This is a genomic window from Aliicoccus persicus, assembly GCF_900110815.1.
Lineage (GTDB): Bacteria > Bacillota > Bacilli > Staphylococcales > Salinicoccaceae > Aliicoccus > Aliicoccus persicus.
Genome location: NZ_FOIT01000003.1, coordinates 47,365 through 69,845 on the forward strand (window position 1 = coordinate 47,365; position 22,481 = coordinate 69,845).

Consider the following 22,481-nt stretch of genomic DNA (forward strand, 5'->3'; position numbering starts at 1 on the left):
CTTCTTTATTTAAAGAAACCATGGCCGTTTGTAAATTTATTCATCCTTTTTTGTATTGAATAATTATGTATAATAGAAATATGTGAGGTGTTGAGCTATGGAATTTATCTTCTTAATTGTACTTGCAATAATGTCACCAGCAATTATTTCAGTCGTTGGTGAAACTTTTGTAAATATTAGAGATAGTAAATCTAAACTGGAATACAAAAAAATGGTTGAAGCTCGTCAGTTAGAAGAAATTAAACAGGAGAACTATCTTCTTGAAAATAAATCCATGCTCAAAGAATTAGAACAAATTCGCGCTGAACGGAAGGCACTAGAAGAGGATTTAAATGACAAACGATGGTTAATTAAGGAACGAAAGCGACCTCAGAAACAATTGACGACTAAGCAGAGTGCGTTAAAAGAAAAGAAAGAGGGATAATATGGATTTTGAACTCATCATTGGACTCGTCGCAACCGTCATGGCACTTGGCATACCGCTCTACGCAATTAAAAGAACTTCAGACGCGAATGATAGCAAACGCCAGCTGAAACATGTGAAAGAGCAACAAGAGTTAGAAAAAATGCGTCAAGAAAACTTTTTGCTAGAAAACAAACATATGGAACTAGAACTTGAAAAAATTAAAAATGATAGAAAACTGCGTGATGAAATCAAGTTGGAACGTGAAGATCGTTGGTTAATAGAAGATAAAGACCGGAAATAAAAAAAGCGTATGGATAATCCATACGCTTATCATATTTAATTAAGACAATATGTGTTACGCTCTTTTGTTTCCGCTGATTGCTTTCATAACAAATGATACAATTAGAATTAAAATAATTGCACCTAATAGACCGCCAACGATGCTCATGCCACCGATTTCAGGTCCGATATCTAAATTAAGTGCATTACCAATTGACGCACCAATAAGACCAGCAATGATATTACCGATGATACCAAATGGTACATCTTTACCTAAAATTGCACCAGCTAACCAACCGATAATACCACCGACAACTAATGTAATAAGCCAACCCATTTGTAAAAACTCCCCTCTGTTTTTATACTATTAATTACCCGATGTATAAATGAATAAACATAAATATTAAAAAAATTATTATAACTTTACGACAAAATATTATATACTACAGTTCATTGTAAGAGGAGTACCATTCGAAGGCTTATTTACTTATAATTAAACATATATTAACGAATTTGAGGGATAATTCATGTCTAAACTATTGATGATTGATAACTACGATTCATTTACATATAACATCATCCATTATCTCGAACAAATTGATGGGGTTGAGATTGTTATTTATCAACCCCATGAACTAAAAGATATGAAAGAATCTTTTTCGGGAATAATAATCTCCCCTGGTCCGTCACATCCAAAAGACCGACCGGACACGATGGGTTTTGTCGAATCATATTGGGGGAAAGTACCGATCCTCGGAATTTGCCTCGGGCATCAAATGCTCTGGTATATGACCGGTGGCGATGTACAAAGAGGTGACCGTCCAATCCACGGTCATGTGTATACAATCACGCATGATAACAGTGAACTATTTCAAGCATTGCCTGAATGTTTTGATGTTACAAGATATCATTCATTGGAAGCAAGCGGTGAGAATTCACAATTCGAGGTAACGGCACGCACTGAGGACAACGTGAATATGGCAATACGTCACAAGCACTTACCGATTTATGGTGTGCAATACCATCCAGAGGCGATTTTAAGTAATCACGGTATGGATCAACTGGCGTTATTTGTGGATATTGTGAAAGGAAGTGCATTATGAGAGTACATGCCAAAGTAAAAGTGAAGGGTCTTGTTTCTGACTTTTACTTTAACCATCCGATTCGTGTTTTAACTGAAGAAGATTGTTCACTTCGTGAGGCATTAGAAATTGTCGAGACTTCTTTGCAAGCGGGTTACTATGTCGTACCGGCAATCACCTACGAGAGCAATCAAGTACTGCCAAAAAATGAGAGCTTTATCATCGGTATTTTTGACTGCTTTGCTGATAAAGAAACATTTGGAACAGAGCAGGGCATCTATCAATTGTCACCGCTTGAATTCGATGAAACGAGAGAAAAAATAGAAGCAGACATTGAGAAGGTCAGAGATTATATAAGAGATGGTCATACATATCAAGTCAATTATACGACCCGCCTTCATGGTACATTTAGTGGCGATGCACACACGTTATTCTTACAATTGATGTCAAAAAATAATGGCGACTATGCATTTTACATTGAGTATGAAAATGAAAAAATTATCAGTTGCTCACCCGAACTCTTTTTTGAACGCGATGGTGATACGATTCGTACGAAACCGATGAAAGGGACATCTCAACGTTACGCAGATGAGGTGCGCGATGAAGAAAGTTATCAGTTTTTAAAACACTCAACGAAAGACCGTGCTGAAAATGTCATGATTGTCGATCTGTTACGCAATGATCTGTCAAAAATTGCACAAAAGGGCACTGTTAGATGTCCTGAACTATTCACGATTGAAAAGTATGAGACAGTGTATCAGATGACATCCACGATTGAAGCAGAATTAAAGACGAATGCATCATTAAATGATGTGATGCAGGGCTTGTTTCCTTGTGGTTCAATCACAGGTGCACCGAAACAAAGTACGATGCGCATCATAGAATCATTAGAATCATCTCCACGTCAGTACTATTGTGGTACAATCGGACTGTTACTTTCCCCAGATAACTGGGTATTTAACGTACCGATTCGTACATTATACATCCAAGGAACTGATGCGGTATATGGTGCGGGTGCGGGCATTACATATGATTCTAATCCGAGCGATGAGTACGACGAGATCGTTGCAAAAACATCATTCCTTTGGAATGGTTACGTCCAACTGATCGAGTCGATGCGTGTTGATGCTGGTGCGATACCTCGTTTAGATTTGCATATAAAGCGCCTAAAAAGCAGTGCGGATGCACTAGGGTATCCTTTTAATGACAACAATATTGCTTTAATTGATCAATACGTGAAACTGCATCTTTCAGCTGGTGTGTATAAGCTACGTGCGCTGCTTGATCAAAGCGGAACGCTGGCTTTATCGCATTCAGAACTCAACGAAGATAAGGAGATGTTCAGTACGATTCATCACGAACCGATCGATGGCGTTAAAGAATATATAAATCATAAGACAACCGTGCGATATCACTATGAGTTAACAGGTGATAATGCATTAAATTTATACTATAATAAGAACAATGAACTGACGGAATTTAATATTGGTAATATCGTTATTAAAGAATCCGGGCAGTATTACACACCGAAACATTCATCAGAATTACTGAACGGTGTGATGCGTCAACAGTTAATACACGAACAAAAATTGACTGAGCGCACGTACTTGCTTAACGAATTTATTGAGAAATACCGAAGCGGTTCTATAGAAGTATTTATGATTAACAGTGTCAGAGAATGGACTAAAGTGAAGTTTGAAATATGAGGTGAAACATGATTACGATACTATTAATTCTCCTGTTGACGGGAATTATTTTGTTTACACATTTCGTTGTAAACTACTTAATTGAAAATAACATTCGAATACTTGCAATATTGTTTACTTTTGCTGGTGTGATCACATCGATTTTCATTGTGAATTTTATCATGGGGAATCTCGTTGAATTCGTAACATCACAGCTAGAAATTTTTTATAGAGATTAGGTGAGCACATGCTATTTGCAAACGGTGATTGTTATATCACGTATAGCACAGATACTAAAATTGAAGAGACAACTCAAGAAAGAATCAAACAGCATTTTGAATCATACAAATCTGACTTTTTAACAGAGATTAATATGACAAACAATGATGTGACGTTTACTTATTTACCCATTGAAGTCATGGTAAGTCACGGTACGATTGAGCCGTCGATCATCGTTATGGAAGAGGTTCAACAGTTTTTAGAAGAAGTGGGCGTGTCGATATGAGTGTAATTATTGAAAACAGTGGTTTGTTGACGCTGCTACAAACATTAGATAAGAAAGAAAATGATGATAATCGTGTGTACAACGGTGCACTCGATCGCTTAGCGTTTCAGATGGCTAACCAACTCGTGGGCAATCCTATAGATGCACTCACGGTTGAAATGACCGTGCAACCCGCAGTCATTAAATTTACTGAGCCGACGATTGTCGCATTCTCTGGTGCTGATTTTGCAGGTGAAGTGAATGGACGCATTTTGAATACGAATAGAATCTACTTATTCGATAGAGGCGACACGGTGAAATTTGATTCTCAAAAGCGCGGCAACAGGTTATATATGGGTGTTGCAGGGGGCATAGAAACTGAAGGTACGAACGTGTTATCAAGCGGTGACGAATTGATCATGAAGCGTGAGTACACAGAACAACATAAAGAGTTGTTTAATATTTTAAGAACGAATAATACGGTTAATTGGGGTGTCGATTATTACGCACTAACAGAAGTGTACATCTCTGACATTTTTCACATCGTAAAAGTCCCAGGTGTCGACCCGAAGATCTATGAACAATTAGAAAAAAATACATATAGTGTACACAATGAAAAGAACCGAATCATGATGTATTTAAAAGGTGGCGCAGTTGATGTGGCAGAGACAGCCAATGGTCATGACATTGAGCAATATGGCTTGCGTGGTGGGGTCTTTATTCCAGAAGATCAGCCGGTGATTACTTTAAATGACTTCGACCAGCCAACGACAGCATCACATGTTGGGACAATTCCAAGCTATCATCTACACAAATTAGCACAGAAACGTCCGGGTTCACAATTACAATTTAAATGCATCGACATTGAAGATGCCCATGCGAACTTGTATGCCCATCATCTGTGGATTACGAGTTTGTTCAAAGCGATCGATTATAAATTATCTAAAGAGCTTGTGAAAGAGAAACTCTAATTTTTAAGACCCTTCTAAGGGTCTTTTTTTTAATCTCTCCCGGATAAAAAACCAACCTTCACAAAACATTTACATAACCAACTATAAATCCACACAAAAAAAGTGTATAATATACTAATATTTAAATTGGATGGTTAGTGTCTATGGAAAAAACTTTAATAGAATATTTTGGTTACTCAACGTTTAGACCGAAGCAAAGAGAAATTATTGAATCGGTCATATCAAAACATAATACACTAGGTGTCTTGCCAACGGGATTAGGTAAATCAATTTGTTATCAAGTTCCGACGTTAATGCAGGATGGGTTAACTCTAGTTATCTCTCCACTGATCGCACTGATGCAAGATCAGGTGGAAGAGTTAAATCGTCGTGATATACCAGCCGCTTATCTGAACTCAACGTTGTCACAAGCGCAAATTACAAAAGTTGAAAGTAACTTATCAAACAATCAATATAAATTTTTATATGTTGCACCGGAACGTTTAGTTTCTGACACGTTTCAAGACTTTTTAAAAACATTAAAGATAGACCTTATCGCTTTTGATGAAGCGCACTGTATATCTAAGTGGGGACATGATTTCAGACCGAGTTATCAAGATGTAATCCCTGTCATAAAGTCCCTATTTCCAAATGTGACAATCATTGCAGTGACTGCAACTGCGACTGAAGAAGTACAGGAGAACATTCAGACGCTACTTGATATTGATGAAGCGGGTGTGTTTAAGGGTGAAGTGAAGCGTGAAAACCTTCAGTTGATGATTAACCCAACATTCCAACGCGATCAGTTTATCTTGAACTATGTTTTAGCGCGTCCAGACGAAGCGGGTATCGTTTATGCTGCAACGCGTGCTGAAGTCGAGAAACTTTCGCTGTACTTATCAAACCATGATATTAAAAATGTCGCCTATCATGGTGGTATGAAAAAAACAGAACGCATGATGAATCAAGATTTGTTCATCCGTAACGAGGTACCGCTTATCATCGCAACCAATGCATTTGGTATGGGAATAAACAAAGCGGATATCCGCTATATCATCCACCATAATATGCCGGGTGATATCGAAAGCTACTACCAAGAAGTTGGGCGTGCAGGTCGAGATGGAAAATTAAGTGAATGCATCTTGCTATCAAGTGCACGGGACATCAACTTGCACCAGTATTTTATTGATAAGTCTGATGCGAATGAGGGTCACAAACAAAAGATGCGTGAAAAACTCGACAAGATGCTGCAGTATCAAAAAACAAAAAAATGTCTGACAGGATTCGTCACAAAATACTTTAGTCCAAATGATTACATCAGTGAGTGTGGGCATTGCTCAAACTGTTTAAGTCAGAAGCGAACATATGATATGACAGCTGAAGCAAAAGAAATCATGGAACTCTTGCTCCAGTTTCCAAATCACTTAACGAAGTCTATGGCGATTCAAATTTTACGTGGTGAAAAAACGGAAGACATTTTCAAATATAAACTTGATCGAAATTCTAAATTTGGCACGATGAGCGATACGATGACGAGTGAAATTTATTACATTTTAGACGAACTTATCTATAGAGGTTACGTTCACATTGAAGACGATAAATTAACAGTTCTTATTAAAGGACGCCTGCTCATTGAAGGCAAACGGATGATTTTCACTGAGCCGTTTAAACAATCACTACTTGAGAAAGTGGATATTTCTACTGATGAATTACCGAGTATCGATCTATATGAAAAACTTTTGAATGTCAGAAAATCACTTGCTCAAAAGTATAATGTCGATGAAGAAAATATATTTACACTACAAACGATTAAAGAATTTGCGAAGAAAAAACCAACAACAAAAGAAGAAATGGTTTATTTTGATGGTGTTGGGAGTTACAAATTGAAACATTATTGTCCTCATTTCTTAAAAGCAATTGAATCGCATGTAGAAAACATCGTGATTTAGCAGCTCTCTCTATGTAGGGTGTGTGAAGTAAAATTCCACACCTTTTTATTTTTTTCTATTGAAAAGAATATTGAGCAAAAGAGTTGCAAAAATAAAATCGTTTTAAATATTGATATTTAAATTTCAGTATGGCATGATATAGCTATTAACAATATATTGTGTTGGTTTTTCTCTATAAACACTATATATTGTGTTTTAATTCCAAATGGTTCGTTGAACACAAAAGCCATGACGCACATTGCTTCAAGCACACAGTGTAGAACATATGTTCTACCTGTGTTAGTATGTAGAGGAGGATTGATGTGTTAATTGTATACTATTCGATGACAGGAAATTGTCGTCGTTTCGTCAATTCTTCAGGTATTGCTGATGAATACGAAACAATCGAGTTAAAGAAAGATAACATCGATGATGCAATCGATGAACCGTTTCTATTGGTCACACCGACGATTAACTTCGGAGAAGTACCTCCGATGGTCCAGCGATTTTTACAAAAAAACCATAGCCAACTTATCGGTGTTGCATCGAGCGGCAACCGAAATTGGGGTGGGAATTACGCAAAAGCTGGTGATCGCATCAGTGAAGACTATCACGTTCCGTTAATTATGAAGTTTGAGTTACATGGTAATGAGCAATCACGCAAAGAATTTAAAGAGAAGGTAGGCGCGTTAGATGAAAGTATTAGACGAGAAAAAGTATAATCACATAGAGTTAAACAACGAAGTCACTAAGAGAGATGAGACTGGATTCTACCAGCTGCACAAAGATATCGAAGCAAAAGACGTATTTATGGAAGAAGTAAGAGATAAAACAATCTCGTTTAACTCAGAAATTGAGCGTCTGCATTATTTAGTTGATAACGACTTCTATTACGATTTATTCGCAGAATACACAGAAGATCAACTGACTGAAATCATTCATCATACGGAAAGCTTAGAATTTACATTTAAGAGCTACATGGCTGCGAGTAAATTCTTTAAGGACTACGCACTAAAAACAAACGATAAGAAACAATATCTTGAAGATTACAAGCAGCATGTTGTCATCGTCAGCTTATACTTATCAAAAGGTGATGTTGACCTTGCGAAACGCTTTATCACGTCAATGGTTGAACAGCGTTATCAACCAGCGACACCGACATTTTTAAATGCAGGTCGTGCACGTCGCGGTGAGATGGTTTCTTGTTTCCTTTTAGAAGCGGATGATAGCTTAAACTCAATCAACTACATCGATTCAACAGCGAAGCAGTTGAGTAAAATCGGTGGCGGTGTCGCAATTAACTTATCTAAATTGCGTGCACGTGGCGAAGCAATCAAAGGTATCGAAGGTGTTGCAAAAGGTGTCCTTCCAGTAGCGAAAGCACTTGAGAATGGATTTAGCTATGCAGACCAACTTGGACAACGTCCAGGTGCGGGTGCGGTTTACCTAAATATCTTCCATTATGATTTACCGGAATTCTTAGATACGAAAAAAGTGAACGCAGATGAAGACTTACGTCTATCGACGATTTCAACAGGGCTCGTTGTTCCATCTAAGTTCTTCGATCTCGCGAAAAATGATGAGCCGTTTTATCTATTCGCTCCACACACGGTGGAACGTGAATATGGCATGACGCTTGATGATATGAACATCGATGAGATGTACGATCAACTTGTTGCAAACGACAATGTTAAAAAGCGTAAAATGGATGCACGTGAAATGTTAAATACGATTGCACAGACACAACTTCAGTCTGGTTACCCATATATTATGTTCAAAGATAACGCAAACAAAGTTCACCCATTAAAAGATATTGGACAGATTAAAATCAGTAACTTATGTACTGAAATCTTCCAACTGCAAGAAACTTCAGTAATCAATGATTATGGTACTGAGGACGAAATCAAACGTGATATTTCTTGTAACCTGGGTTCATTAAATATCGTCAATGTGATGGAATCTAAAAAGATCCGTGAATCCGTACATGAAGGTATTGACGCTCTAACAGTTGTGAGTGATGATACATCAATTGCAAATGCGCCAGGTGTTAAAAAGGCAAACGATGAGTTACACTCAGTTGGTCTTGGTGCAATGAACCTTCACGGTTACCTCGTTAAAAACGGCATTACGTATGAATCAGAAGAAGCACGTGATTTTGCAAATGTATTCTTCATGTTAATGAACTACTATTCATTAGAGCGCTCGATGGAAATTGCGATTGAACGCAATCAAACATTTAAAGATTTTGAACGTAGTGAATACAAAAAAGGGACATACTTCGATAAGTACATCAACAATTCATATGCACCAGCATCAGAGAAAGTTGCAGCATTGTTCGAAGATATCCATATCCCGACTCAAGAAGATTGGATAGCACTGAAAGAAAACATACAAGCGCATGGATTGTACCATGCATATCGCTTAGCAATTGCACCAACACAAAGTATCTCTTACGTACAAAACGCAACGAGCTCGGTTATGCCGATCGTTGATACGATTGAACGTCGTTCATACGGTAACTCTGAAACGTTTTACCCAATGCCGTTCCTTTCACCGAAAACAATGTGGTTGTACAAAGGTGCATTTAACACAGACCAAATGAAAATTATCGATATGATTTCAGTCATTCAAGAGCATATCGATCAAGGAATCAGTACAATTCTTTACGTGAACTCTGAGATTTCTACGCGTTCTTTAGCAAGATTATATATCTATGCACACCACAAAGGACTGAAGTCTTTATACTACACAAGAAACAAATTACTAAGTGTAGAAGAGTGCACAAGCTGCGCGGTTTAATTTGATATAAGGGAGAATATTTGAATGATTGCTGTTAACTGGAACAAAGAAGACGATTTGACCATGGTATTTTGGCGTCAAAATGTTGCGCAAATGTGGGTGGAGTCAGAATTTAAAGTATCTAAAGATATTAGCTCATGGGCGACGCTCACGGATGATGAGAAAGATACATTTAAAAAAGTACTTGCAGGATTAACTGGACTCGACACACACCAAGCGGACGACGGTATGCCACTTATCATGTTACACACTAAGGATTTACGTAAAAAAGCTGTGTATTCTTTCATGGGAATGATGGAACAGATACATGCAAAAAGTTATTCACAGATTTTCACAACGCTATTACCGTCACGCGAGACGAATGAATTGCTCGATACATGGGTGCTCGAGAACGAACATCTGACATATAAAGCAGATAAAATCGTCAGTAGATATCACAAGTTGTTTGACAGAGATGCAAGTGTTTATGATCAATACATGGCACGAGTAGCGAGTGTATTTTTAGAGTCATTCTTATTCTATTCAGGATTCTATTATCCGCTCTACCTTGCTGGACAAGGTAGAATGGTGACAAGTGGTGAAATTATCCGTAAAATCTTACTTGATGAATCGATCCACGGTGTCTTTACAGGACTGGATGCACAATCGATGCGTGGAGATCTATCTCAAGAAGAGCAAGATCGTGCGGACAAAGAGATGTATGAATTACTTACAGAGCTATATGCGAATGAAGAAGCATACACAAAATCACTTTATGATAAGATTGGTTTAACAGAAGACGTGATGAACTACGTCACATATAACGCGAACAAAGCATTAGCAAACTTAGGGTTTGAACCATACTTTGAAGAAAAAGCATTCAACCCGATCATAGAGAACGCACTCGATACAACGACAAAGAACCACGACTTCTTCAGTGTGAAAGGTGATGGCTATGTCATCGCGCTGAATGTCGAAGCGATTCGTGATGAAGACTTTGTCTTCTAATATAAACTGAAATAGAAGCCCCGAAAACTGTGGGCTTCTATTTTTTCGAGTTTAGACACATTTAAAACGATATGATATACAGAATTTGTTAAACTAACAAGTATAAGATGAATGAAGGAGAGAATGAAATGTTTAAGAAAAGAAATTTAGCACTTCTACTAGGGTCTGTGCTGTTGCTTGCAGCATGTAACGGTGATGAAGAAACAGAAGAAAGCGATGAACACCAAGGCCATGATCAAGATCATGATTCATCTGAAGTTGCGATGTTAGAAGTAGAGATCGATATGCCTGATACAGCAACTGCGGGCGAGAGTATCGAAATCGGCGCACATGTGACATACGATGGTGAAGATGAAACTGAAGCGGATCAAGTAGAGTTTGAAATTAAATTAGACGATGAATCTCTCGATTCAATTGTGGCCGAACATACAGAAGACGGAAATTACGTTATTGAATACACATTTGAAGATACGGGTGAGTATGAGGTCATTGCACATACAGATGCACATTCATTACACACAATGCCGAATCAAACAATCACTGTAGAAGATTAATTGATTAGATTGTGCTTAAATTTGTTATAATTGTTTGAAATAGCAATGGAGGGATAATATGGCAGAAGGTCAGCGTGTCTATATTATATGTAATCCAAACACAGATATCGGAAAAAGTGTTGCATATACTTTGTTAGATGAGAATTATCAAATCATACTGGCTGGACCAGATTATTCAGCACTTAAGGCGTTGCAGAAACAGCTGGATCAAGATGGGTTTAATCATGTTTCTGTCGCACTGTTAGAACCAAGTAAAGAAATAGATTGGAAAAATCTTATTGAAATACTTGAGCGATTGGATAATCAACTGGCAGGTATTATCCATGTACATGAGAATGAATCAACTGATCCTGAATTATTTGAAATGGATTATGAAATGTTTTCTGCTAAGATGGATGCACATCTCTGGGGCACATATGTCGGTGCAAAACATATCGTGCCGTTGCTACACACAGAGAGCTCTGGTTCACTCTTACATCTTGTGGAAACAATGAAAGAAGACGATTTTTCAATGTACAATGCGATGATTAAACGTGCACTTGATGCAATGTTATCGATGATGGCGAAAGAGTTAAAAGAATCCAATTTAAATATCAAATATATAGAAGTAGATGATGCTTCATTAAAAGAGGTACTACTTCTTAACCTTGATAATACTGCAAATGAGTAATTGAGAAAGTGAATGGTTCTCGCAATATAGACCATTCACTTTTTATGTTTAATTTGTGTCTGAAGTTCATCCTTTAAAAGGAAAAGCGTATTCTAATTGTAAAATATCTTGACTACATAATTATGATATACTAAGATTAAAATCGTAATTGATATTGAGAATCGTTCTCAATTAGAATGATTCTAAATAAGATTATACACTTGGTGTTGTTAGGTAGGTTATTTGAATGGTAAAGCATTTGTTTCGTCTTGATGTACTGTTTGTTTTGCTGATTGTTTTATCGATTGCATCGATGTTTGTTGGTGTATCGGCAATTAGTATCACAGATATATTCTCACTGAGTGAGTACCAACAAAATATTCTGTTCTCCAGTCGATTTCCACGAACAATGGCAATCATCATTGCTGGTGCAGCGCTTGCTGTCTGTGGTTTAGTGATGCAGCAGTTGACGCGAAATAAGTTTGTTTCACCAACGACTGCAGGTACGACAGAGTGGGCGCAGCTCGGTATACTGCTCGGAATGATTTTCTTCCCTGCAATATCGATCTTTGGTCGACTAGGATTTGCAACTGTTCTTGCTGTACTGGGTACGTTACTTTTCATGAGAATTATCACAAGCATAAAGTTTAAAGACGTAATATTTGTACCATTAATCGGTCTAATGCTCGGTAGCGTGGTCGCGAGTGTGACGACATTCATAGCGATTCGTGAAAATGCATTACAAGCAATATCCGGATGGATGCACGGTAACTTTGCCATGATGACGACAGGACGATATGAAATCATGTATATAACAATACCGATGTTCATCATCGTCATGTTATTTGCCAGTCGTTTTACAGTTGCTGGGATGGGTGAGGATTTTTCTAAAAACCTAGGTCTTAACTACAAATTTGTTTTAAACACCGGTCTGTTCTTAACTGCAGCATTAACCGCTGTTATTGTAGTTTCAGTTGGATTACTTCCGTTTTTAGGTTTGATTGTCCCAAATATCGTCTCGATATTTAGAGGAGATCATCTTAAAAACACAATTCTCATAACAGCTTTAGTCGGTGCAATCTTTGTAATGATATGTGATATTATTGGGCGAATTATTATATATCCTTATGAGGTTTCAGTTGGACTGGTTATTGCAACGGTTGGTAGCGGAATTTTCCTAATCTTAATATTCAAGAGGGCTAAACATGACAGATAAGAGAAGAAATCGCCTACTCATAATCCTTACTGTTGCAGCCATAGGACTCATCGCATTTTACATGTTGTATCAATTAAATCCAGATATTCTATTCTATCAATTACCGTCTAGAACAAAGCGTGTTGTCGCAATTGTCATCGTTGCAGTAGCGATTGCAGTTTCAACAGTAATATTCCAGACTATTGTTAACAATCGTATATTAACGCCTTCAATCATGGGGCTTGACTCAGTATACATGTTTATACAAACGTCTATTATATTTTTTGCTGGCGCAACATCTACATTGCTTCTAGATAATCGTATCAATTACTTTGTCAGCGTAATACTACTTGTAATTTTTACAGTGCTCGTGTTTAAGTATCTATTTAAGTTTACTGGTAATAATGTTTTTCTATTATTACTCATCGGAATTATACTCGGTACATTTTTTGGAAATTTAGCATCCTTTATGCAATTGTTGATCGATCCACAGGACTTTATGGTGTTACAAAGCCGAATGTTTGGTTCGTTTTCTTCAGTAAATGAACAATTGCTGTTATTCACTTCAATTATCATTATTATTCTTTTGATAATCGTATTTAAAGATTTCGGATCGCTAGATGTGTTAGCCTTAGGGAGAGAACATGCAGTCAACTTAGGTGTTAATTATGATCGCAAAGTGTCGCAATTACTGATTATAATTGCTATCCTAGTATCTATATCAACAGCTTTAGTTGGTCCTATAATGTTCTTAGGGTTACTTGTTGTTAATATTGCACATGAGATATTTGAAACATTTAGGCATAGATATATGATTATAGGAACGATGCTATTTAGTACTATTGCATTGTTACTTGGTCAGATGGTTGTGCAATTTGTATTCAATAACAATATCGAGTTAAGCATAATAATTAACTTAGTCGGTGGACTGTACTTTATATACTTAGTTTTAAAAAGGAGTCAAAAATGATAAATGTAAAAGGGATCACAAAATATTTCGGTAAGAAGCCTGTCGTAGACGATGTTTCAATTTCCATAGGTAAAGGGCGTATCACATCGATAATTGGGCCGAACGGTGCTGGGAAATCAACAGTGTTGTCAATGGTAACAAGACTTCTTAGCAATGACTCTGGAGAAGTGCTTGTTGAGGGAGAGAATATTTTAACACAACCAAGTGATGCACTTGCGAAGAAAATTTCAATCCTGAAACAATCGAACCATTTACAATTAAAAATTACTGTTAGACAGCTGATTGCTTTCGGACGTTACCCATACTCAAAAGGACGGTTGACTGAAGAGGATGAGCGTGTGATCGACGAAACAATTCAATATATGGAACTCGAGGAATATGAACACAGTTACATAAATGAATTATCGGGTGGTCAGCGTCAACGTGCTTATATCGGTATGACAATCGCACAGGATACTGAATATATATTCTTAGATGAACCTTTAAACAATTTAGATATGAAACATTCAGTGCAAATCATGCAAATTCTCAGAAGACTTGTCAGAGAACGAGATAAAACAATCATTATCGTCATACACGATATTAACTTCGCCTCATGTTACTCGGATGATATCGTTGCACTAAAACATGGTAAGGTAGCCATTAGTGGAACAAAAGATCAAGTCATCAAAAAAGAAGTCTTAGAAGAAATTTATGAAATGGACATGAATATCGAAGTGATTGGCGGACAACAGATCTGTGTCTACTTTGATGAGAAATGTACAACTGCGAATGAGCTGAGTGCACTGCAAAAGGTAAAAGTAGCTCAATAAATATATATTCAAAAGGAAGAAGTGCATATTAAATGAAAACTCTATATAAATCTTTAGGAATTACTTTAGCTTCAGTCGTTGCAGTTTCTGTTTTCGCAAGTAATGATGAAGTCGTTTTAGCACAAGATGAAGAAACTGTAACAATTGAAAATAACTTTACGATCAGTCCACCAAGAGGTACAGAAGGTGATTCAGAAGAGCACAACGAAACAGTAGAAATTGCTAAAAATCCTGAGAATGTTGTAATTTTCGACTTAGGTCTAGCGACAACATTTGTTGAATTAAGGATTGAAGATGCAATCGCTGGTTTACCTAAAGGTGAGAACAATGCAAGTTTATCTGAAGACTTAGCAGTGTTTGAAGATGAACAATTTGAAAATTTAGGTGGATTATTCGAACCAAACTACGAATTGATTGCACAGATCCAACCGGAGTTAATCTTGTTAAGTGGACGTCAGTCATCAACGGATATCATTGCAGAACTTGAAGCTGCGGCACCAAATGCAGAAATCGTTAATATCGCAGCAAATAACGTAAACTACATTGAAGATATTAAAGCTTCAACATTAATTCTTGGTGAATTATTTGAAGTTGAAGAAGAAGCAGAAACGTTAGTTGAAGAACTAGACACAAGAATCGAAATATTAAATGAAATGATTGATGCTGGAGACAATTCAATGCTATTCATCCAAACAAATGGTGGAGATCTAGCATTCCACGGTGTTGGTGGACGTTACGGATTCCTATTTGAAGAGTTAAACTTTGAAATTGCAGGGGAACTCACAGACACTGAGACAGAAAACCATGGTAACCAAGTGTCATTTGAATTTATTGCAGAATCAAACCCAGAATTAATCTTCGTCATGGACCGTGGTGCAGCAACATCTACAGGTGAAGCAACGAACATTGATGTTCTAGTGAACGATGTGACGAGTAGTGTCGCAGCCGTTCAAAACGAAAACATCTACGAACTATCACCAGTACCTTGGTACTTAAATGCAGGTGGATATGGTACTTTAATGACTCAGTTAGACGAGATTGAAGCAGCTGTAGCAGAATAATATAAATAACATACGCACATTAGTCGTGCGTCTTTTTTTATGCACAAAATAGGATCAGACGGGTTATTCTGATCCTATAGAAAGAATATATTATAATTTTTCTCCAATTATTCTTACTTCTCGATTTAACTCAACGCCGAATTGCTGTGCAACTTCCTCTTGGACATACTTGATCAAATCTTCGTAATCACTCGCTGTCCCACCATCAACATTCACCATGAATCCAGCATGTTTCTTAGAAACTTCTACGCCACCAATACGATAGCCCTGTAGTCCTGCATCTTGGATTAATTTCCCGGCAAAATTCCCAGGTGGTCTTTGAAAAACACTGCCACAAGAAGGATATTCCAACGGTTGCTTTGATTCACGTTTCTCAGTTAAATCATCCATTATTGCTTTAATTTCTTGCTTGTCTCCGTATTCAAGTTGGAATGTTGCTTCCATTATGATTGAATCATTTCTTTGAAATATAGATGTACGGTAGTCAAGTTCTAATTCATCACGATTGAGCGTAAGGATATTGCCATCTTGATCAATCGCTTTGACCTCTTTAATACAATCTTTCACTTCACCGATGTAAGCACCAGCATTCATGTATATTGCGCCACCAACAGAACCTGGAATCCCACATGCAAATTCGAGTCCTCTGAGTTCATTTTCGAGCGCATCACGACTCGCTTGAATAATTGGGTAACCGCTCCCGACGACGAGCTCTTTATCGTTTACGTGACAGTAGCGAATGTCTAATAGATTAAATACAACGCCACGAATGCCGCCATCGCGAATAATGACATTCGAGCCATTGCCTAAAAAGGTGACTGGCACGTTATTCTCTTTACAGTATTTAATTGCTTCAGCTGTATCTTCTAGTGTTTTTACAGTAAGATAAACATCTGCGTTTCCGCCTGTTTTAGTATATGTGTAATGTTTTAAAGGCTCATTTATTTTTATGTTTGAATGTGTTAATCGATCAGCTAAATCAGCTGCAATTTTTTGTGTATCCATCATTAGGTTAAACCTCCGAATGATAAAATAATAGCTATAATATCATTGAATTGTTAATATGAACATACTTTCGGAAATATGTTGTGCTATATTCTATTATATAATAGTTTTCTAGGAATGTGATGAAATGAAAAGAATAATGTTATTAAACATTTTATTATTGTTATTAACGGCATGTTCAAATTCGCTTGGTGAAGCGCTTGAAGATTATCAACGAGACATGTCGGAAATAGCGACTAAGAATGATCAACTCAATACATTGCTTGAATCATTTGATTATTCATTGTTAAATGGCAGCAGCATTAACGGTGATAGTGCTTCTCTCAGAAATTCTCTCAGGGAGATGAGCACGGTGATTGAGGATGAAATCGTACCACTTGTAGATGAAATTGAGCAAGAGCTTGAGACAATCGAAATTACAAATGATGAAATTGATTCGATTCATACAACATTTTTAGAGAGCTTTGCTGTTAAGCAAGACTTCATAAATGATATAGAGCGTTATATCGAACTGTACTATCAAACGCTTACTAAAAGTGAAGAACTGGTTCGACTCAGCCAGATGTTCATAGAGAACCAAGAGATTCGGAACGAGTATATTGCTAGTGCTGAGACTGAGGAAGAAGAGGAAGAAGTCAATCGTATAATTGATCAAATAAACGAGAACAGCAGTGAGCTAGAAAATAGTGCAAAGGAATTACAAGAAACAACAGAATCAGAAGATAAACAAAATTATATTGATGAATCTTTGACACCAATTATAGAAGAACACATTAGAAAATTAAATGAGATGAACTTGGATACCGACATTGCAATTCGAGTGAGAAGTATTACACTTGAGATGTACTATGGATATGAAAGATATTACACAGAGAGACGAGATACGCTCTTCTATAACGAAGAATTAGAGCGACTACAAATCGATACGATATTACAACAAATCAATGTGTATGAACAGCTAGAAAGTACGTACATAGAGTCGCTGGAAGAGCTAATTAATGAAAGTTAAAAGAGTTGGCAAATTGCCAACTCTTTTAATTTAAAATCATTTATATTATTTTTACTTGTCGTTAGAATTTGATTCCTTTTTGACAGCATTGTTCAGTGGATGCGTTGGGTCATTCTGAGCTTTAGAAATGACCACATTTCTAAAAATTAAAAACCCAGCCCACATTGTAAATACTGCGATGAGTAGCCAAGAAATGAGTGGCTGTTCTTCAAAATTAATCAAGAATAAAATCGACACGATTAATAATGATGCGTTCAAAGTATCTAATATTGTCCAGCGTTTTAGTGTTGGTTGTTTCATTCGTTCGTCCTCCAATCTCCACGTGTGTATTATATCATAAAAGCAATGCATTATTGCTTAATTTGACAAAGAATGATAAGTTATTATCAGTCTAGTTAGAGGTGACATTTATGTTAAGAAAAATTACTACAATCGATGCATTCGATCAGTTGTTAGAAAGTAAAGAAGTTTTTTATTTTTTGAAACACAGTAACAGTTGCCCAGTTTCTCAGGCTGCTTATGAGACTTTTGAAAAGTTTCATTATGAATGCGATATGGATGGATATTATTTAATTGTCCAAGATCATGCTGAGTTATCAAAACATATCGAAGAAAAATATGGCATAAAGCATGAATCTCCACAGGCATTTTACTTTAAAAACAAAGCAGTAAAATGGAATGGCTCACATCAAGAAATTCAAATGAATACGTTATCAAATGCAGAAGATTAAAAATCACATGCCACAATCGCATGTGATTTTTTTATAGGGGACTGAACATAATCTGGTTCTGTCCCTGCTTTTTTGCACGATGTAACATATCTCCCGCATCTTTAAATAATGTTGTTTTATCGGTTTCTAAAGACTTGCTATGGTAGCCGATACCGATCGTAACTGTCAGTGAAATCTGTTCATCATCATCGATGTAAAACAGATGGTTTTCAATATTCTTGCGTATGCCATCGGCAAGACGAACAGATTTATCGAAGCTGAGTTCAGGAATCAAAATTGTGAATTCCTCTCCACCATTACGAAACAATAAAGAACCTTGAGGCGAAATATTTTTAAGTGCATCGACCATTTGACGAATAATCGCATCACCTGTGCGATAACCATAATTTTCATTGTATGTACTAAAGCCATCGATATCGATTAAATACATCGTCAAATGATTTTTGGATGCAATCCATTTTTCAACATCGCGATCGAGCGCTTTACTATTTCCAAGTTGTGTGAGTTGATCCGTATATTCATCTTGTTCATAACGTTTTATTAATTTGGCAATGAAGTTGATATCATTTAGAATAATCGTTGTTAAAAATGCGATGATGTGAGAAATTATGATTGCTATGAATACTGTTGACAATGAAATGACTTCAAAAGCAACATAAATACCGATAAAATAAATAAATATAAACAGCGAATGTGATATCGTTGAATTTACAAATCGGCTAAAGTTTTGAAAATGATCAGCGAGTAGTGCAATCGCATACGCCACAATAAAAATTGCAATCATTTCCCAATAAAAAATACCTTCAATCCATTTCATCATGAATACACCAAGAAGTGTTAGTGAGAAAATGACAGGGTGTTTAAATATTGAGATTAATAATAGTGGTACGAAAAACATGGATATGCCAAAACCATTGACATCGATCATTATATAAGCGAGCACAAGCGCAAGTATCGCAAGCAATATCGCTTGTGTACGGTCGTGTTCGACGAAAGATTTATTGAATCGATATATCGCTCGATAGTAAAAGTAAATAATACTGATGACGAGCGTTAAATTGATAAGGACATCTAAAAACATATGCGGTCCTCCTTACGAGTAAATTCACCATATTAATTATACTGATAATTAATATAGGTTACAATGTTATAGAGTAGTGGTGGTTGTTTTAGTAAGTAGCTGACCAGTGAAGGTGAATATATGTACACAATCTTTTTGTTTCTCATGTCATTTTTAATATCGATTATTTTGATCCCTATTTTAATATATATTTCTCATGCATTCGGTTTAGTAGATCGACCAGGGACGAGGAAAGTACACGACGTACCTATGCCATTTTTAGGTGGTGTTGCAATTTTATTGTCATTCATACTTGGCGTCGTAATCTCCCGACCGATTGAAGTAGAATATATCGCAATTTTTGTCGGGGGTATTTTTGTCGTCATTCTAGGCGTTATTGATGATATTTTTGATATTAAGCCGTTGATCAAGTTCATCGGACAAATACTCATCGGCTTTGTGCCGATATATTACGGCATTATCATCGATGAAATCAGCCTATTTGGTTTTTCCATTGAATTTGGATATCTGGCTATTCCAGTTACTATCTTTTGGATCATTTCAATCATTAATGCAATTAACTTTATAGACGGTCTAGACGGTTTAGCAACAGGCGTGTCGATAATATCACTCTTAGCAATAGCAGTGATAACAGTGTTGCAAGGCAATATTTTCGTCATGATGATCTGTGTGATTCTCATCGGTTCTTGTTTAGGGTTCTTAGTATATAATTTCTACCCAGCAAAAATATTTCTCGGGGATAATGGGGCAATGTTGCTCGGTTACATACTAAGTGTCGTCAGTTTGATGGGCTTTAAAGAAGTAACATTTCTATCGTTGCTGTTCCCAATTATCATTTTAGCTGTTCCGATCATCGATGTATTGTTTGCAATGATAAGACGCTATAAGAATAGAGTGTCAATCGTTCGTGCAGACAAACATCACCTGCATCATCGCCTTCAATTTTTAGGACACAGTCACCGTAGAAGTGTTATAATCATCTATTTGATTTCGAGTTTATATGCAATTTCGAGCGTTGTCCTCTATATATCACCCGAGTATGGCATCATTACAGTGGCGGTTATCCTGTTGTTTACAACAGCCATCGTCGTCGAGTACACGAGTCTTGGTGGCAATAAAAAGCAGCCATTGCTCAATCTGATGAGAAAAATATTCAGAAATAATCAAGAAAGTCCCTAAAGTACACGCTCACTAGGGACTTCTTCTTTTACATCCATATTATAGTTATCTTTCGTAATCGCTTGAATCTGTTGTTGAAGTGTATCTTTTTTATCAGTTTCAACATAAAAATGATAGGTCACTTTATCGGTATACGCAGTGTCTTTAATTTGAATATCATTGTTCTCAAAGTAATGCTCAATTGAATTTGTGAACGTATAATCTACGACTAAAGTCACGGGATGCATCATGACAAGATAGACTTTTCCCGCAGCTTTTACTACTTCTGATGTTGATTTCGCATACGCTCTAATCAACCCACCTGCACCGAGTTTAACACCACCAAAATATCGTGTAACAACGACTGTCGTATTGTAGAGTTCTTCTCGCTTTAACACTTCTAACATCGGTACGCCTGCAGTGCCACTCGGTTCCCCATCATCATCTGCACGCTGAATCAGTGCACTTTCTCCAATGATATACGCACTGCAGTTATGTGTCGCATCTTTATATTTTTCTTTAATCGTGGCAACGAATGCTTTCGCTTCATCTTCACTCTCAGTTCGTGCGATATGTCCGATAAAATTTGATTTGTTGATTGTAATTTCTGCAGAAGTATTTTTATAATTCATGTACGTTTGTTCCATTTTGACACCTCATTTACATTCTATCATAATGGACGAAGTCGAGTGTAAATAGTAATATATAAATGAGTGTATTAGTTGTAGGAGGATTTTTTATGAAGATTGCAGTAGTCGCGGATTCGACAGCATATATTCCAAAGGATTTAAAGGAAAAATATAACATATATACAATTCCATTGATCGTAAATATGGATGATGGTTCATACAAGGAAGAAATTGAAATCACAACAGCTGAATTCTTTGAAAAAATGGCGGCGATGAATGAGTTACCAACGACTTCACAACCATCTATTGGTGATTATATATTACTCCTTGAACAATTGCGGAACGAAGGCTACACAGATGTCATCAGCGTTCATCTTTCCGCTGAAATCAGTGGGACGTGTGCGAATGCTCGAGCTGCTGGTGCCTCAGTTGATGGTATAAATCTGCATGTTGTGGATACGGAGATCGCCTGCTTGATGCAAGGGTTTATGGCACTCTATGCAGCGCAAAACAAAGATAAGCTTGAATTAGTGGAACTATTAGAGAACTTGGAAGAGATGAAACAAAAGACGAGCTCCGATGCGAAATTTATCGTGGATTCTATGAAGAATTTACAAAAGGGCGGACGTGTATCTCATTCTCAAGCACTGATTGGTGGTCTGTTAAACATTAAGCCCGTTCTTGAATTCCAAGAAGGTAAAATTGTTCCTTATGAAAAAGTAAGGACGATGAAGAAAGCGAAGAGCTTGGTTGAAGAACAGTTTGGTGAAGAGATTAAGAAGCAAGCGGGCAAGAAGATCACAGCAACTGTCATTCATAGTAATGATGAAGAAGCCGGGCGTGAGTGGATGAGGCATTTACAATCTCTCTATCCGGACGTTCATTTTACATTGAGTTATTTCGGACCAGTCATTGCAACACATTTAGGCGAAGGTAGTCTGGGTCTCGGCTACACAACATTCGATTTAGAAATGTAAAAAAGAAGAAAAAATATTTAGGTGCAGCTTATTTAGCTGTGCCTTTTTTT

The 22,481-nt window shown here is 36.9% G+C and carries 26 protein-coding genes; 21 read left to right on the forward strand and 5 right to left on the reverse strand.

What is annotated here, in order from left to right; genetic code table 11:
• Positions 1–97 precede the first annotated feature (97 nt).
• The gene (locus BMW30_RS05590; protein ID WP_091474720.1) at positions 98–424 is read left to right on the forward strand and encodes a hypothetical protein; all 327 of its coding nucleotides are present in this window, start codon (positions 98–100) and stop codon (positions 422–424) included.
• Position 425: 1 nt separating this feature from the next.
• Complete coding sequence (locus BMW30_RS05595) at positions 426–707, forward strand: hypothetical protein (protein WP_091474722.1); 282 nt, start codon at positions 426–428, stop codon at positions 705–707.
• A 54-nt stretch (positions 708–761) separates the two neighbouring features.
• Here the strand turns inward: BMW30_RS05595 and BMW30_RS05600 are convergent, their stop codons facing one another.
• Positions 762–1,022: a GlsB/YeaQ/YmgE family stress response membrane protein gene (locus tag BMW30_RS05600; RefSeq protein WP_091474724.1), complete on the reverse strand. Its 261-nt coding sequence runs from the start codon at positions 1,020–1,022 to the stop codon at positions 762–764.
• Positions 1,023–1,212: 190 nt separating this feature from the next.
• Here BMW30_RS05600 and BMW30_RS05605 point away from each other — a divergent pair, with 190 nt between their 5' ends.
• From BMW30_RS05605 to BMW30_RS05675, 15 genes are all read left to right on the forward strand, one after another.
• Positions 1,213–1,788, forward strand: a complete 576-nt coding sequence (locus BMW30_RS05605) for an anthranilate synthase component II (RefSeq protein ID WP_091474726.1) — start codon at positions 1,213–1,215, stop codon at positions 1,786–1,788.
• A complete protein-coding gene (gene pabB / locus BMW30_RS05610; RefSeq protein ID WP_091474727.1) occupies positions 1,785–3,473 on the forward strand; it encodes an aminodeoxychorismate synthase component I in 1,689 nt (562 codons plus the stop codon). The genes BMW30_RS05605 and pabB overlap by 4 nt, the downstream gene beginning before the upstream one ends.
• Before the next feature lie 8 nt (positions 3,474–3,481).
• Complete coding sequence (locus BMW30_RS05615; protein WP_091474729.1) at positions 3,482–3,691, forward strand: hypothetical protein; 210 nt, start codon at positions 3,482–3,484, stop codon at positions 3,689–3,691.
• An 8-nt stretch (positions 3,692–3,699) separates the two neighbouring features.
• Complete coding sequence (locus BMW30_RS05620; protein ID WP_091474731.1) at positions 3,700–3,957, forward strand: hypothetical protein; 258 nt, start codon at positions 3,700–3,702, stop codon at positions 3,955–3,957.
• On the forward strand, positions 3,954–4,907 hold the full coding sequence (locus tag BMW30_RS05625) for a 5-oxoprolinase subunit C family protein (RefSeq protein ID WP_091474733.1): 954 nt from the start codon (positions 3,954–3,956) through the stop codon (positions 4,905–4,907). Before BMW30_RS05620 ends, BMW30_RS05625 begins: the two co-directional genes overlap by 4 nt.
• A gap of 143 nt (positions 4,908–5,050) precedes the next feature.
• Positions 5,051–6,835, forward strand: coding sequence for a DNA helicase RecQ (recQ, locus tag BMW30_RS05630; RefSeq protein WP_091474735.1), 1,785 nt, complete (start codon positions 5,051–5,053; stop codon positions 6,833–6,835).
• Positions 6,836–7,137: 302 nt separating this feature from the next.
• Positions 7,138–7,536: a class Ib ribonucleoside-diphosphate reductase assembly flavoprotein NrdI gene (nrdI, locus tag BMW30_RS05635; RefSeq protein WP_091474737.1), complete on the forward strand. Its 399-nt coding sequence runs from the start codon at positions 7,138–7,140 to the stop codon at positions 7,534–7,536.
• Complete coding sequence (gene nrdE, locus BMW30_RS05640) at positions 7,508–9,613, forward strand: class 1b ribonucleoside-diphosphate reductase subunit alpha (protein WP_091474739.1); 2,106 nt, start codon at positions 7,508–7,510, stop codon at positions 9,611–9,613. Before nrdI ends, nrdE begins: the two co-directional genes overlap by 29 nt.
• Positions 9,614–9,637: 24 nt before the next feature.
• Positions 9,638–10,600: a class 1b ribonucleoside-diphosphate reductase subunit beta gene (gene nrdF / locus BMW30_RS05645; protein ID WP_091474741.1), complete on the forward strand. Its 963-nt coding sequence runs from the start codon at positions 9,638–9,640 to the stop codon at positions 10,598–10,600.
• Positions 10,601–10,728: 128 nt separating this feature from the next.
• Positions 10,729–11,154 carry a FixH family protein gene (locus BMW30_RS05650; RefSeq protein WP_091474743.1) on the forward strand — a complete coding sequence of 142 codons (426 nt, stop codon included), beginning with the start codon at positions 10,729–10,731 and terminating at the stop codon, positions 11,152–11,154.
• Positions 11,155–11,212: 58 nt separating this feature from the next.
• Complete coding sequence (locus BMW30_RS05655; protein WP_091474745.1) at positions 11,213–11,824, forward strand: SDR family oxidoreductase; 612 nt, start codon at positions 11,213–11,215, stop codon at positions 11,822–11,824.
• A gap of 226 nt (positions 11,825–12,050) precedes the next feature.
• Entirely contained in the window at positions 12,051–13,019 is a 969-nt protein-coding gene (locus BMW30_RS05660) for an ABC transporter permease (protein WP_091474746.1), read from the forward strand.
• The gene (locus BMW30_RS05665) at positions 13,009–13,968 is read left to right on the forward strand and encodes an iron chelate uptake ABC transporter family permease subunit (protein WP_091474748.1); all 960 of its coding nucleotides are present in this window, start codon (positions 13,009–13,011) and stop codon (positions 13,966–13,968) included. The genes BMW30_RS05660 and BMW30_RS05665 overlap by 11 nt, the downstream gene beginning before the upstream one ends.
• On the forward strand, positions 13,965–14,780 hold the full coding sequence (locus BMW30_RS05670) for an iron ABC transporter ATP-binding protein (RefSeq protein WP_091474750.1): 816 nt from the start codon (positions 13,965–13,967) through the stop codon (positions 14,778–14,780). The genes BMW30_RS05665 and BMW30_RS05670 overlap by 4 nt, the downstream gene beginning before the upstream one ends.
• A gap of 32 nt (positions 14,781–14,812) precedes the next feature.
• Positions 14,813–15,841, forward strand: coding sequence for an ABC transporter substrate-binding protein (locus BMW30_RS05675; protein ID WP_091474752.1), 1,029 nt, complete (start codon positions 14,813–14,815; stop codon positions 15,839–15,841).
• Positions 15,842–15,931: 90 nt separating this feature from the next.
• Here the strand turns inward: BMW30_RS05675 and murB are convergent, their stop codons facing one another.
• Positions 15,932–16,849: a UDP-N-acetylmuramate dehydrogenase gene (murB, locus tag BMW30_RS05680; RefSeq protein ID WP_091474754.1), complete on the reverse strand. Its 918-nt coding sequence runs from the start codon at positions 16,847–16,849 to the stop codon at positions 15,932–15,934.
• Between the two features lie 124 nt (positions 16,850–16,973).
• On the opposite strand from murB, the gene BMW30_RS05685 reads away from it, so the two are divergent.
• Positions 16,974–17,855, forward strand: coding sequence for an EMYY motif lipoprotein (locus BMW30_RS05685; RefSeq protein ID WP_091474756.1), 882 nt, complete (start codon positions 16,974–16,976; stop codon positions 17,853–17,855).
• Positions 17,856–17,906: 51 nt separating this feature from the next.
• On the opposite strand, the gene BMW30_RS05690 is transcribed toward BMW30_RS05685, so the two are convergent.
• Positions 17,907–18,155: a hypothetical protein gene (locus tag BMW30_RS05690; RefSeq protein WP_091474758.1), complete on the reverse strand. Its 249-nt coding sequence runs from the start codon at positions 18,153–18,155 to the stop codon at positions 17,907–17,909.
• Positions 18,156–18,265: 110 nt separating this feature from the next.
• Here BMW30_RS05690 and ytxJ point away from each other — a divergent pair, with 110 nt between their 5' ends.
• On the forward strand, positions 18,266–18,586 hold the full coding sequence (gene ytxJ / locus BMW30_RS05695) for a bacillithiol system redox-active protein YtxJ (protein WP_091474760.1): 321 nt from the start codon (positions 18,266–18,268) through the stop codon (positions 18,584–18,586).
• Positions 18,587–18,617: 31 nt separating this feature from the next.
• On the opposite strand, the gene BMW30_RS05700 is transcribed toward ytxJ, so the two are convergent.
• Positions 18,618–19,667 (reverse strand): GGDEF domain-containing protein, encoded by a 1,050-nt coding sequence (locus BMW30_RS05700; protein ID WP_091474762.1) that lies wholly within the window; start codon positions 19,665–19,667, stop codon positions 18,618–18,620.
• Between the two features lie 144 nt (positions 19,668–19,811).
• Here BMW30_RS05700 and BMW30_RS05705 point away from each other — a divergent pair, with 144 nt between their 5' ends.
• Positions 19,812–20,846 carry an MraY family glycosyltransferase gene (locus BMW30_RS05705; protein ID WP_342707586.1) on the forward strand — a complete coding sequence of 345 codons (1,035 nt, stop codon included), beginning with the start codon at positions 19,812–19,814 and terminating at the stop codon, positions 20,844–20,846.
• Here BMW30_RS05705 and BMW30_RS05710 read toward each other — a convergent pair.
• Positions 20,843–21,472 carry a YigZ family protein gene (locus tag BMW30_RS05710; protein ID WP_091474766.1) on the reverse strand — a complete coding sequence of 210 codons (630 nt, stop codon included), beginning with the start codon at positions 21,470–21,472 and terminating at the stop codon, positions 20,843–20,845. The two genes, BMW30_RS05705 and BMW30_RS05710, sit on opposite strands and share 4 nt — an antisense overlap.
• Before the next feature lie 92 nt (positions 21,473–21,564).
• Here BMW30_RS05710 and BMW30_RS05715 point away from each other — a divergent pair, with 92 nt between their 5' ends.
• Positions 21,565–22,431 carry a DegV family protein gene (locus BMW30_RS05715; protein WP_091474767.1) on the forward strand — a complete coding sequence of 289 codons (867 nt, stop codon included), beginning with the start codon at positions 21,565–21,567 and terminating at the stop codon, positions 22,429–22,431.
• The last annotated feature ends 50 nt before the right edge of the window (positions 22,432–22,481 follow it).